This is a genomic window from Mycobacterium sp. (assembly GCF_050701675.1).
Classification (GTDB): Bacteria; Actinomycetota; Actinomycetes; order Mycobacteriales; family Mycobacteriaceae; genus Mycobacterium.
Map to the genome: position 1 here is coordinate 1 of NZ_JBOGDD010000996.1, position 12817 is coordinate 12817.

General features: G+C 65.8%; 12 protein-coding genes. 2 read left to right on the forward strand and 10 right to left on the reverse strand.

The features are described 5' to 3' along the window. Window positions 1-304: 304 nt before the first annotated feature. Genes ACRDUX_RS30180 through ACRDUX_RS30190 form a run of 3 tightly spaced genes read right to left on the reverse strand, consistent with a single transcriptional unit; the run spans window position 305 to window position 3824 of the window. Window positions 305-943: an NAD(P)-dependent oxidoreductase gene (locus ACRDUX_RS30180; RefSeq protein ID WP_526419399.1), complete on the reverse strand. Its 639-nt coding sequence runs from the start codon at window positions 941-943 to the stop codon at window positions 305-307. A 54-nt stretch (window positions 944-997) separates the two neighbouring features. Then, a complete protein-coding gene (locus tag ACRDUX_RS30185) occupies window positions 998-2638 on the reverse strand; it encodes a 4Fe-4S binding protein (protein WP_526419401.1) in 1641 nt (546 codons plus the stop codon). Between the two features lie 22 nt (window positions 2639-2660). Continuing rightward, a complete protein-coding gene (locus tag ACRDUX_RS30190) occupies window positions 2661-3824 on the reverse strand; it encodes an acyl-CoA dehydrogenase family protein (RefSeq protein ID WP_526419403.1) in 1164 nt (387 codons plus the stop codon). 202 nt (window positions 3825-4026) lie between these two features. Between ACRDUX_RS30190 and ACRDUX_RS30195 the strand changes: the two genes are divergently transcribed. Then, window positions 4027-4815 (forward strand): SDR family NAD(P)-dependent oxidoreductase, encoded by a 789-nt coding sequence (locus ACRDUX_RS30195; protein WP_526419405.1) that lies wholly within the window; start codon window positions 4027-4029, stop codon window positions 4813-4815. Here ACRDUX_RS30195 and ACRDUX_RS30200 read toward each other — a convergent pair. Continuing rightward, on the reverse strand, window positions 4812-5450 hold the full coding sequence (locus tag ACRDUX_RS30200) for a TetR/AcrR family transcriptional regulator (RefSeq protein WP_526419407.1): 639 nt from the start codon (window positions 5448-5450) through the stop codon (window positions 4812-4814). The two genes, ACRDUX_RS30195 and ACRDUX_RS30200, sit on opposite strands and share 4 nt — an antisense overlap. Window positions 5451-5668: 218 nt before the next feature. On the opposite strand from ACRDUX_RS30200, the gene ACRDUX_RS30205 reads away from it, so the two are divergent. Beyond that, on the forward strand, window positions 5669-6898 hold the full coding sequence (locus ACRDUX_RS30205) for a CaiB/BaiF CoA transferase family protein (protein ID WP_526419409.1): 1230 nt from the start codon (window positions 5669-5671) through the stop codon (window positions 6896-6898). A gap of 43 nt (window positions 6899-6941) precedes the next feature. Here ACRDUX_RS30205 and ACRDUX_RS30210 read toward each other — a convergent pair whose 3' ends face one another. From ACRDUX_RS30210 to ACRDUX_RS30235, 6 genes are read right to left on the reverse strand one after another with little or no spacing between them, the layout of a single operon-like run. Continuing rightward, window positions 6942-7757 carry an acyl-CoA thioesterase domain-containing protein gene (locus ACRDUX_RS30210; protein ID WP_526419411.1) on the reverse strand — a complete coding sequence of 272 codons (816 nt, stop codon included), beginning with the start codon at window positions 7755-7757 and terminating at the stop codon, window positions 6942-6944. 3 nt (window positions 7758-7760) lie between these two features. Then, the gene (locus ACRDUX_RS30215) at window positions 7761-8513 is read right to left on the reverse strand and encodes an alpha/beta fold hydrolase (protein WP_526419413.1); all 753 of its coding nucleotides are present in this window, start codon (window positions 8511-8513) and stop codon (window positions 7761-7763) included. 14 nt (window positions 8514-8527) lie between these two features. Beyond that, the gene (locus ACRDUX_RS30220; RefSeq protein WP_526419418.1) at window positions 8528-9424 is read right to left on the reverse strand and encodes an LLM class F420-dependent oxidoreductase; all 897 of its coding nucleotides are present in this window, start codon (window positions 9422-9424) and stop codon (window positions 8528-8530) included. Between the two features lie 23 nt (window positions 9425-9447). Continuing rightward, window positions 9448-10572 carry an acyl-CoA dehydrogenase family protein gene (locus ACRDUX_RS30225; RefSeq protein WP_526419420.1) on the reverse strand — a complete coding sequence of 375 codons (1125 nt, stop codon included), beginning with the start codon at window positions 10570-10572 and terminating at the stop codon, window positions 9448-9450. Window positions 10573-10616: 44 nt separating this feature from the next. After that, entirely contained in the window at window positions 10617-11207 is a 591-nt protein-coding gene (locus tag ACRDUX_RS30230; RefSeq protein WP_526419415.1) for a flavin reductase family protein, read from the reverse strand. Window positions 11208-11234: 27 nt separating this feature from the next. Then, on the reverse strand, window positions 11235-12725 hold the full coding sequence (locus ACRDUX_RS30235; protein WP_526419416.1) for an aldehyde dehydrogenase: 1491 nt from the start codon (window positions 12723-12725) through the stop codon (window positions 11235-11237). Window positions 12726-12817 lie beyond the last annotated feature (92 nt).

Sequence of the window (12817 nt, forward strand, 5' to 3'; positions counted from 1 at the left end):
CTGTTCGCGGCGGAAGCCTGGGATGCGACGGCGATGACCATTGCTTGGCCTGGACTGCAGGCACAGGAGAACTCGGACGCCGCGTGGCGGCGTACGTGTGTTGCGGTCGAGGATCTCGAGACGGCCGAGCTGATCAACAGACTCGGCTGATCGGGTTGGCCGATCGTCGAAAGTACGCTTGTTGCACGCAAATCCCGAGAAGGGCCGTCAACAAGCGTACTTTTGGCGCGCCTGCTGCCATAGTTCGACAATGCCCGAGTTCTGCCGCGGAGGGGCGTGGGTGTCTACCACATTAGGCATTGCGTCAGTTGCTGATGGCCGGCGCCGCTCGCGAGAACGTCTCGTCGGTGAGCTGGGCGACCAGGAAGGCGGCGATGTCGGCCCGCGACATCGCGGACCCCACCTCGTCGCGGCCGAGAAAACCGGCGCGCACAGTGCCTTTCGGCTTCGTGTTGTTCGGGCTGGTGATGCGGGCGATGGTCCAGTTCAGTCCCGACTGAGTCACCGCCGCCGTCATGCCAACGATCTCCTGCAGGGCGTTGGGGAAGAGCAACCCGGCCAACACCGGAAGAACTTTGGCCTTCAACGTGGGACGGTCTCGCTCGTCGGGAACCGACGGCGTGGCCAGCCCGACGAAGCGGCTGACGTTCTCGGCTTCCATGGCGGCGACGATTTTCTCGGTGCCATCGCTGACCGGAGTGCCCCTAGTGCTTCGATTCATCGACGGGCCAAGGGCGCTGATCACCGCGTCCGCGCCACGGACCGATTGCCGAACGCGCACGGCGTCGGACAGCTCCCCGGCGACCGTTGACAGGCGGGGGTCCGCGCTGCCCACCTTGGCGGGATTGCGGACATAGGCAGTTACCTCGTGGCCGCCGGCCAAGAGGTCGGCAACGACGAGTCGACCGATCTTGCCGGTAGCGCCGAAGACGGTGACCTTCACGAGTAGTGCACCTTTCGCTACGACGGTTATGAGGGCTTCGACGCGAGCTCCAACTCAGCCGCGCGCGGTGGCCACCATCTCGGCGATCTCGACGAACTTGATTCGCGGTCGCGATTCCTCGGTGCCGCGCCGACGTTCGGCCGCGTCGATGGCCCGCCAGCCGTTCCAGGCAATGGGGTTCGACCCGCGTTCGGCGAGTAACCGAACCAGTGCTTCGCGGTCGGCGACATCGCGCGTGAGACGGCCTTCTGCATAGTCGTCGAGGAGTCGAGCCACCGTCTCTTCGGCGCACGAGCGATTGGTGCCGATGACGCCTCGCGGTCCCCGTTTGATCCAGCCAGTCACGTACACGCCGTCCAGGGGCTGACCGTCGTCGTCGATGACCCTGCCGTGGGCGTTCGGCGTGACGCCTTTGGTGGCGTCGTAGGGCAGGCCGTCGATCGCTGAGCCGTGGTAGCCGATGGACCTCAGGATGAGGGCGGTCTCGATCAACTCGGTGCCGTCGGACGGATTGCCTGCCATCAACCCACCGGCTTCGTCGAGGCTGTTGGACACGATGCGCAGCGCGGCGGCGTGCCCGGACCCGACGACCTCAGCGGGTGATGCCAGGAAGCGGAAGACGATCCGCTTGTTCTCCGGTGTGGTGGGCTTGTCGGCGTACTCACGGGCGAACTGGAGTTTGAGTCCCGTCTCGACGTCGTCGGTAGAACTCGTCGCCAGCTCTTGGTCGTCGATCACCACGTCCACTCCAGCCAGGTGGCCGAGGGCAAGGAACTCGCCCGCGGAGAACGCGGCATCCCGGGGTCCGCGCCGCCCGAGGATGACCACCTCGCGGATCGTGCTGCGAGACAGCGCATCCAATGCGTGCGCGGCGATGTCAGTCTTCTGGAGTTCATCGTGGTCCAGCAGTAGCACCCGCGCCACGTCGAGTGCGACGTTGCCGTTGCCGATGATGACGGCCCGCTCACCGGACAGGTCGAACTCGTGATGGGCGTGGTCAGGGTGGCCGTTGTACCACCCTACGAAGTCAACGGCGGAATGATTTCCGAGCATCTCCTCGCCGGGAATGTCGAGGTTCCTGCTGCGGGACGCGCCGACTGCATAGATCACCGCGTGGTGGTGCGCGAGGAGATCGTCGTGACTCAGGTCGGTGCCCACCTCGACGTTGAGGTGGCAACCCAGCCGCTTGTTGCCCAACGCCTGCTCGAAGACCCGAACCACCGACTTGGTGTGCTGATGATCAGGAGCCACCCCGGCCCGGATGAGGCCGAAGGGAGTGGGAAGCCGCTCGAAGACGTCGACCTCGACACCGTCGGTACCCATCAGGGCGCTTGCGGCGTAACACGCGGCGGGCCCGGCGCCGACGATCGCGACCCGGAGCGACCCCGGCCGCACGCGGTCGTCGCGGGTGGGCTTGGCGGGTGTGTCGGGTTCCAGGGGGTGACGCTCGAAGTATGCGGCGTTGATGTCGCGGAAGCGGCCCAGTTCCTGCGGCAGATCCTCGTCGTAGTGGATCGCATCAACCGGGCACTCCTCCAGGCACGCACCGCAGTCGATGCACGCCTCCGGATCGATGTAAAGCATTTCGGTGCCGGTGAATTCACCCGCAGCCCCGACCGGGCGGATGCAGTCGACCGGGCACACCGGCACGCAGCTGCCATCCTTGCAACAGTTCTGAGTGATCACGTACGCCACGGATTTGTCCTCTCGTCGTGTGTCAGATACCGCCGCGCGCGACGAGTTGGCTCGCGATGACGTTGCGTTGAATCTCGTTGGTGCCTTCGCCAACGATCATCAGGGGTGCGTCCCGGAAGTACCGTTCGACGTCGTACTCGCACGAGTAGCCGTAGCCCCCGTGGATGCGAACGGCGTTCAAGGCGATCTCCATTGCAACCTCGGAGGCGAACAGTTTCGCCATGCCTGCCTCCATGTCCGCGCGCTCACCACTGTCGTAGCGGCGCGCGGCGTACAGCGTGAGTTGGCGTGCGGCAGTGAGTTTGGTGGCCATGTCGGCGAGATAGTTCCCGATTGCCTGGTGCTTCCAGATCGGCTTGCCGAAGCTCTCCCGCTCCTGGGCGTAGCGCAGCCCGTCCTCGAGCGCCGCCGTTGCCACTCCCAATGCGCGCGACGCGACCTGAATACGGCCCGTCTCAAGGCCTTTCATCATCTGCGAGAAGCCCTTGCCCGGGGCTCCGCCAAGAATGGCCGCTGTCGATACGCGACAGTCGTCGAACGACACTTCGCATGATTCGACGCCTTTGTAGCCAAGCTTCGGCAGATCCCGTGACACCGTGAGCCCTTGGCCCTGCTCCACCAGGATCACCGAGATGCCCTGATGCCGCGGCTTGGCCTTGGGGTCGGTCTTGCACAGCAGCGCGATCAACCCGGAGCGTCGCGCATTGCTGATCCATGTCTTGGCGCCGTTGATCACGAGTTCCGAGTCGTCCGGGCCTGCGGGTAGCGCGGTGGTCGTCATGTTCTGTAGATCTGAGCCACCGCCCGGCTCGGTCAGCGCCATGGTGGCGCGCATCTCTCCGGTCGCCATCGCCGGCAGGTACTTCTGCTTCTGCTCTTCCGTACCGAACAGGGTGATCAGTTTGGACACGACGGTGTGCCCGCCCATCGCGCCTGCCAGGCTCATCCAGCCGCGCGCCAACTCCTGCGTCACCTCGACGTAGCAGGGCGTCGAGACGGGGGAGCCGCCGTACTCCTCTTCGATGGCGAGCCCGAAGATGCCGATGCGCTTCATCTGCTCGATCCACGCCTCGGGATATTGATTGGCGTGCTCCACCTCGCGCACCGTCGGCTTGACGTCGCGGTCGATGAAGGCACGCACCGTCTCCACGAGCATGGCTTCTTCTTCGTTCAGATCCGTACCCATGTGGCACTCCTACAACCAAGGTGGCAGCTAATCAACGTCGGGCCAGCTCAATTCTGGCACTTGTGTCACTTCAAGGCAAGCCAGCGCTACTGGGCCTAATGCCCTGTAGTGGCGGGATTACGCGCGCCTGAGTTCTTGGGATCGAATGGCGATAGAGTTACTCTTCTGACGAAGATGTTCACTATGTGAAGGCGGTTCGTCGATGGATCTTAATGTTCGTGGCAAGGCATACCTCATTGTCGGAGGTACCGCAGGCATGGGTCTGGCCGGCGCCAGCGTGCTGGCAGCTGATGGGGCCGCCGTCGCGGTGGTCGGCCGCGACGAGGCGAGGGCCAAGGAGGCCGTCGCCACGCTCACCGGACTCGGTGCATCCGGGGCGTACGGCCTGAACTTCGACGTGAGCCGGCCGGGTGTTGCGGTAGATGCCGTCGAGGAGGCGGTGGCGCTCCTCGGACGACTGGACGGCATCGCCGTGACGATGGGCACTGCAGGCATGATGCCGATCGAATCCGACGATGACGCATGGGACGCGGCCTTCCGCGACGTCCTACTCGCGACGACTCGCTGCGTCCAGGCCGCACTGCCTCACCTGGTGAAGACGAGAGGCGCGATCGTCACCACGTCCGCCTACTCGGCACGTGCTCCACACGAACCGCGCTTGCCCTATGCCAGCCTCAAGGCTGCGGTGGCGACCTTCACCCGCGGGATCGCCCGCACGCACGGCAAGAGCGGTGTCCGGGCGAACTCCATTGCTCCCGGCGCGGTGGAAACCGATGCGCTGCACGCCATTCGCGGCTACATCGCCGAGAACAAGGGGTATCCGTACGAGGAGGCGCTGGAGCGCGCGCTCGTCGAGGACTTCGGATTCGATGCCGCTCTCGCCCGGCCGGGGCAGCCCGACGAGATCGGTTCCCTCATTGCATTTCTGTTGTCCGACCGCTGCGCCTTCGTGACGGGTCAAACCATCTACGCCGACGGGGGAGCGCCCTAGGCATCCCGCGGCGCGAGGCAGGCGGGGAGGAAGGCGCGAATCAGGCCGGCGTCGCCACCGTCCTCGGGTCTGCCCGGTTCGGCGGCGAGGCTGAAGGCCATGCGCGTCACCCAGTGCGCCATGGTCTCGGCGGTGAGGTCGTCACGAACCTCACCCGCGGCCATTGCCGCTTCGAGGCGGTGGCCGAGTGCCTCGGCGAGGTTCTCGCTCCACACCTCGGAGGCCTCCGCGGCACGGAATGTTCGGCCAAGCTCGTCGGCGCCGATGAGCAAGGCCATGGTCGGTGAGTTCCGCGCCGCCTCGAGGCCGAGAACGACTGCGTTGACCAGTTGGTCCAAGAAGGGTTCGTCTGTGTGCCAACAGCGTTCGGTGGCGTCGAGCACGCCGCCGATGGCGCGGACGAACGACGCTGCCAGTAGCGCGTCCTTGGAGGGGAAGTAGTCGTACACCGTCCGGCGGTGCACACCGGCCCGGCTGGCGATGTCATTCATTCGGGTGCGACCGGGGCCGAGGTCGACGTAGCAGGATTCGGCGGCGGCCAGCAGTCGCTCTCTGGCCTGCTCTTCGCCGATCGGAGCATCAGCACCCCAGGATGCCGCCCGACTCGACCCCGCCCGCGTTGACACGCCTGCCATCTTCGCAAACCCCTGACCTTCTCGAGCGAACCTTGACGTGGACCACATTAGCTCCTAATGTGTGGCCAAGACCACAAATACTGGAATATGTGGTCCACGCTCGGAGGCGCTGCGGAAAGCTCAACGCGTGACATTGCTTACCTAGTAAACTATGTTGACCTTGCGACTTGCATGAGTACCGAGTGAATACCGGGCCACGTAGGGACGGATGTGGGTAGATGCAGAAACCGATGACCGGCGTGCGTGTCCTGGAGGTCGCGCAATTCACGTTCGTGCCTTCAGCGGGTGCTGTGCTCGCCGACTGGGGCGCAGACGTCATCAAGGTCGAGAACCCCGTGACGGGCGATGCGCAGCGTGGGCTGGTGACCGTGGCGGGTCGTTCTGCCAATGCGCCGGGAGTGTCATTCTCGCCGATGATGGAGGCCCCCAACCGAGGTAAGCGAAGCATCGGATTGTCGCTGGCGCTGACTCAGTCGCGTCCGGTGTTCGAGGAACTCGTCAGGCGTAGCGATGTGTTCCTGACCAATCATCTGCCGCAGGCGCGGGCGAAACTTCGGATCGATCTCGACGAGATCCGGCGGATCAATCCGTCGATCATCTACGTCGCAGGAAGCGGTTTCGGAAGCACCGGGCCCGACCGTGACACGGGAGCGTACGACGCGACGGCGTTCTGGGCGCGCGCGGGTAACGCCGAAGGTGTCACGCCAACCGACTCCGAGGTACCGACGGGCATGCCGGCCGGCGCGTTTGGCGACAACATCGGTGGCATCACCATCGCGGGTGCGGTCGCCGCGGCACTCTATGGCAGGCAGGCGACGGGGCAGACCTCGATCATCGATGTGTCGCTGTTGGCGGTCGGGGCGTGGGCGAATCAGTCCAACGTCAACCTGGCCATGCTCTACGGTTGCCCGCTGCCGAAGATCGATTACCGCACGCAGACACCCGGCAATCCACTCACCGGGGCGTACCGGTGTTCCGACGGCCGGTTCATCCAGTTGTCGATGTTGCAGCCGACCCGCTACTGGGCTCCGCTGTGCCGATTGTTGGGACTCGGGGAGGCGGCCGGCGATGAGCGGTTCGCGACCGTGGAGTCGTTGGCGGCCAACGCCGATGACGCCACCGCTTTACTCGCCGACGCGATCGGTTCGCGGACCTTCGACGACTGCACGCGACTGTTGAACCTGCTGGACGGTCAGTGGGCGCCGGTACAGGACGCCTGGGAGGTCGCCAACGACGAGTCGTTGATCGCCAACGGGCGTATCGCCGATGTCGTGGATGCGCAGGGTAATAGGCAGCGGCTGGTGGCCAATCCGGTGAAGTTCGACGAGGCGGCTGCTGAGCTGAGCCGGGCGCCGATGTTCGCCGAGCACACCGACGAGGTGCTGCGGGAACTGGGCATGAACGACCACGATCTGATCGACCTGAAGTTCGAAGGGGCCATCACCTGAGTGCAGCGACCAGTGCCGATCGAATCGGCCACGCTCGCGTCGGTCACGTCGACAGCATTGAAGCCGGCGGCGCGAATCCGGGATTCGCCAACGCGGTTGCCATACCGCTGCCGATCGGTCCCGTCTCGTCGAACAGTGTGGCGGTGCCGCTGGCGACCCCGGCATGACCGTAGTGCGTCATCGACGCCAAACCGATGTACGCGCCCTGCGGCAAGCGACTGAGCGTAATCGTGTAGTCGGCGTTGATGAATTGCAGTCCCGCTGTTCCCCAGTGAGAGAGCGAACTCGTGACGTCGCCGGCCATGACGGCGCGAGTGAAGGGCGAGAGTGGCTCGTCATCGACGAGCAGCTTCGTCTCCCGGACCCAGGCGAATTTCTGCCCGTCGTGGCGCCACTCGGTGACGCCGACACCCGGACGGCCGTCAACTGGGTCCCGACCGTATGACTGCAGCAGCATGGGGAGGTCGTCGGACAGAACGTCGGGTTCGGCGGGGATGGCGGGCATCATCACCGGCGACGTCCAAACCGTGTTCACGGGGTGCTCGCTGCGGCGAACGAACAATGCGCTGGCCCGTGCCACCAGAGCGTCGTTCTGGGTCATGACGGCGTCGACCACTCGTAGGCGGCGCCCATCACGTACGACCGACGAATGCACCTGTAGAGGTTGTAGCGCCACTGGCCTGAGCAGGTCGACCGTCAGCCGGGCAGGGTGCAGGTCGACGTCGTCGACTTCCTGCTCGACCGCCCGCCCGAGCAACCCGCCGATGTAGTTACCGCTGAGTGACGGACCCCATGGCCCCCTGGCCAAGGGGGTTGGCAGGTAACCGACTCCGTCCGTAACGAAGAAGGAAGTCGGCATCTCTCAAGGCCTTTCGTGGAGCTGTCGCAGTCGGCATCGCTCGAGGAGGATCTGCGCCAGGCGTTCGGGGTGGCTGAACATCACCTCGTGGCAGGCGTCGATGGGAATCAATTCCTGTACGCCGCCCAGCGCAGCGATGCTCGCGTGCTGCGACTTGACCGACAGAGCCCGGTCGCGCGTGGTCAGGATCCACGTGCGCGGCACATCATCCGGGAATCCGCTGCGGTCAACGGGTTCGGCGGGGATCCGGGCCGACTCGGCGTGCAACTTCGACATCGTCAACCTGCTTTGAGTGCGTGTCATGCCGTTGCAGAACGCCCACCGCGCCGCCGGTGCTGGAATCGACATTGGACGGCCGATCCGGGCGGCGCGGCGGGCGAAGACCGCCAGCGGGCCGCCGAGAGTGTCGGCGATCGCAAGGCCCTGAGGTGGCACGAAGGCGGTCGCCAGGATCATCTCGCGCACGCGGGACGAGCCGAGTTTCGCCACGACACCGGGCACGGTCACGCCGGCCATCGAGTGGCCGACGATCACGATGTCACCGAGTCCCGCGTCCTCGATGTCGGCGACGACGGAGTCGACCCACTCACCGATGGTCACCGTCGCCAGGTCGCCGGGCTTGTCGCCGTGACCCGGCAGATCGACCGCGAGGGTGCGCAAGTCTGGTGCCTGACGGCGTAGTTGGGCGATGACGAGATCCCAGCAGTCGCCGGCATGCTCGCCGCCGTGGACCAGCACGAGGTCGGGCAAGGGCATGGCAGCCAAACCCCTCAGCGGTGGACGAGCTGGGACGCCAGCACGTCGACGTCGGCGCGGAAGTCGGTGAAGCTACGGCTGGCCGGCTCGATCGTGATCCAGGTGACGCCGGCCTCGGCGTACTGGTCCAGCCGGGATCGTGCAGCAGCGCAGAACGCGGCGCAGTCACCGCTGGCGAGCAGATCGGCTTCGAATGGGACGAATGCGACGTCGGCGGGGTCACGGCCCAACTCCGCACGCCGCTTGTTGACCGCTCCGATCCACTCGCCGAGCGTGTCGACGTCCTCGAGCGGACGGGCCCTGGTGATCGCGGCCATCTCGCCGGATGCTGCCATCGGCATCCAGCCATCGGCTACCTCGACGACGCGGCGCTGCGCCGCCGCTCCGTTGCCGCCGATCCAGATCGGGGGACCACCCGCGGTGAACGGCGGCGGAAGGGCAACGTGACCGCTTACCCCGAATTCCGGCCCGTCATGGTCGACACCGTTCCACGTTGCCTTCCACGCGGCGATCGCCTCGTCAAGCAGTGCCCCGCGGCGGTCGAAATCGGCGCCCAGTGCCTCGAATTCGGATTTCAGGTAGCCCGCCCCGGTGCCCAGCGTGAAGCGACCGCCGGATAGCAGGTCGAAGCTGGCCGCTGCCTTGGCCGTCAAGTACGGGCTCCGATACCCCGACACCAGGATGTAGGTCAACAAGCGGATCCGGGTGGTGGCAGCGGCGGCGAAGCTCAACGACACGAACGGGTCGAAGGCATGGTGGCCGCCGTTGGCCAACCACTCCATGTCCGGATAGGGGTGCTCGGACATCGAGAACGCATCGAAGCCGGCCTCCTCCACCAGTCGTGCGACGTCACCGATACTGGCTCCCTCACACCAACGGTTCCAATGCTTGACCGCCCGCATCGGGAACATCAGGTTGTAGCGCACTTCGATTCCTATCTGACCAGCGATCGGGCGATGACTTCGCGTTGGACTTCGGTGGCTCCCTCGCCGAGCCTCTTGACCCGCAGATCGCGGAACCAACGCTCTAGCGGCAATTCGGTGGAGATGCCGAGCGCGCCGTGCATCTGTATGCAGCGGTCGATCACCCGGTAAGCGGCCTCGGTGCCGTACATCTTGGCCACCGACGCGTCTACCCGGACGTTGCGGCCCAAGTCGGCGTTCCAGGCCGCCTGGTAGACGAGCAGTCTCGCGGCCCGCAGTTCCACCTCGCTGTCGACCAACATCCACTGGATACCCTGCTTGTCGGCGAGCTTGCCACCGAATACTTCTCTGTCCCTGGCCCACTGGCAGGTCCTGTCCAAGGCACTCTGCGCGATGCCGATGGGGCCGGCCGCATAGATGATGCGTCCGTGCACGAGGAAGTCACTCGCCAGCGAAAAGCCCTGCCCCTCGCCGCCGATCAACTGAGCGGCCGGTATCCGGACGTTGTCGAAGTGCAATTCGTACGGTGCGAAGGAGGCCATGACGGGGATGCGGCTGAACGTAACCCCAGGGGTGTCCTTCTCGAGAATGAAGGCCGAGATGCCTTGTCGGCCCTCGCCGGTGCGCGCATACACGACGCCCCAGTCGGCATGCGGGGCGTGGGAGATCCACGTCTTCGAGCCGTTGAGCACGTAGTCCCCGTTTCCTGAGCTGTCGCGCACTGCCTTGAGCTTGATGGCCCTGGCCGGATCCGATCCGCCGGAGGCCTCGGTGATCGCGGTGTACGCCTTGGACATGGTGCCGTCGACGATCGGTCTCGCGTACTTGTCGAACTGCTCGGGCGACGCCTTGAACATGATGTTCGGAGGGTTGCCGCCGAACGCGCCCAGAGCCGGAAAGAAGGCTCCCATCCGGCATTTCGCGGCTTCCTCGGCGACCACCACCTGGCCGAGAACCCCCAGCCCGGCGCCCCCGAACTCCAAGGGGGTCTGCAGCGACCACAATCCGAGCGCCCGGGCCTTGGACTGTAGGTCGACCAGCTGCTCGCGGGGCAGACCGACGGTGTCGTGCCCCAGCTTCTCCTCGACCGGATGCACGTGGGCATCCATGAACCGCCGCACGGTGTCGCGCAGCATCACCAGTTCGTCCGGCAGCTCCCACGCGCCGATGGGTTGACTACTCACACTGATTGCGCGGCCGCCGCCCGCAGGTCGCGAGCGCTCTGCAGCTGCGGCTCGTGATTCGCCTCGTACCGCTCGATCCACTCGTGCGGCAACTTGCCCCACGCCTCACCAATTCGCAGCCGTTGCTCGGAGCTGAAGACCTCCGCGGCAACGACGTCTCCGACGAAGATGGTGTTCTCCTCGTTGTCCAGGGAGCCGGTGATCCGGCACTCGACGTAGCTGTGCGCGTCGAGCAGGATCGGTGCACCCGTGACACCGGGCTTCGTGCGCAGTTGGGAGATCTTGTCGCCGTCGCGACCCGAGCTGCCGCCCAGTGTCATCAGGATGTCCATCGACGCGTCGATCTCGTCGGGGCCCGCCGACAGCATGTGCATGACGAAGATGCCGGAGTTGACCAGCATGTCGTGGGACTTGTTGTACTTGGTGAGGCTGACCGTGGCGCGGGGCAACTCGGGGACGATGCTCGCCGAACCGGCGGATAACGAGATCAACCCGTTGGCAACCCCTCCGTCGATGGTGGTGACCGCCACCGGGAAGGGGCGTAGGCCGGCAAGTACCTTGTCTGCGGCCGCTAAGTCGATCGTCATGTGTCTCCTTTGGGTGATGGGGCGTGTCTAGCCGAGCGTGAACGGGTCGCGGGTCTCGCCCGACAGCTCGACCCACACGGCCTTGGTCTCGGTGAAGTCCTTCACGGCGTCGATGCCGTTCTCGCGGCCGATGCCGCTGTAGCCAATGCCACCGAACGGAACATGTGGCGACACCACGCGATAGGCGTTGACCCAGACCGTGCCAGCCCGCAGCTTGGCGGCCACGCGGTGAGCGCGATGAACGTCCTTGGTCCACACGGAAGCGGCCAAGCCGAAGTCGGTGGCGTTGGCGGCGGCGACGGCCTCGTCCTCGTCGGCGAATGTCATGACCGCGAGCACGGGTCCGAAGACCTCCTCGGCGACGGCCCGCATCGAGGGATCGACCCCGGTCAGCACCGTCGGCTTGACGAAGAATCCGCCGAGTTCGTCGTCCGGCTCGCCGCCGTAGGCGATCGTGGCGCCCTGCTCGCGGGCAGAGGCGAAGTGGGACAGCACCTTCTCGTACTGAGGCTGATTGGACACCGGGCCCATCTCGGTCGCCGGGTCCTTCGGATCCCCGAGCTTGATGGTCGCGGCGCGCGCCACGATGCGCTCGACGAGTGCGTCGGCGACGCTCTCGTGAACGAGCAGCCGGGATCCGGCCAGACACGTCTGGCCGGTGGCGGCGAACACGCCTGCGATGACTCCGTTGGCGGCCGCGTCGAGATCGGCGTCGGGGAACACCACCTGCGCCGACTTGCCGCCGAGTTCCAGGGTGAAGCGGGTCATGTTCTCGATCGCGGCCTTGCCGACGTGGATGCCGGTGGCCGTCGATCCGGTGAACGCGATCTTGTCGACGCCGGGGTGAGACGCGAGTGCGGCCCCGGTCGCCGGACCCCAACCCGTCACGACGTTGACCACGCCGGGGGGAAAGCCCGCCTCGGCGAACAGCTTCGCGAACGCCAGCGTGGACGTCGGGGTGTGGTCGCTGGGCTTGATGACGAACGTGCAGCCCGCGGCCAGACCCGCGGCGAGCTTCCACGTCAGTAGGAGCAGCGGTGAGTTCCACGGGGTGATCGCGCCGACCACGCCGACCGGCTCGTGGCGGGTGTAGACGAAGTAGTTGGGCTTGTCGACAGGCACGACGTCGCCCTGCAGCTTATCGGCGAGGCCGGCGTAGTAGAAGTAGTAGTCCGGCAGCGCCCGCATCTGGCCGACCATCTCGCGCGTCAGCTTGCCGCCGTCGCGTACCTCGAGCTCGGCCAGCTGTTCAGCCTCGCGCGCGATGATCTCGCCGAGACGCCACAACAGCTTGCCGCGGGCGGTCGCAGTCAGCGCACCCCACGGCCCGTTCAGTGCGGCCCGAGCGGCGGCAACGGCGCGATCCACGTCGGCGGGACTTCCGTCGGGTACGCGGGCCCACGGCTTGCCGGTGAAGGGATCGGTGCTGTCGTAGGTGGCGCCCGATGCAGCGGCGGACGATTCACCGCCGATCAGTAGGTCGAACTCGGTCAACTGATCGGTCGTGATCTCAGTCATGCGCTCTCCTCATCATCGAGTTCGCGGTCGCTTCTTGTTGTTGAGTGAGTTGGGGGTGGCTCCTGCGTTGCCCAGATCCGTGTAGAACTTGC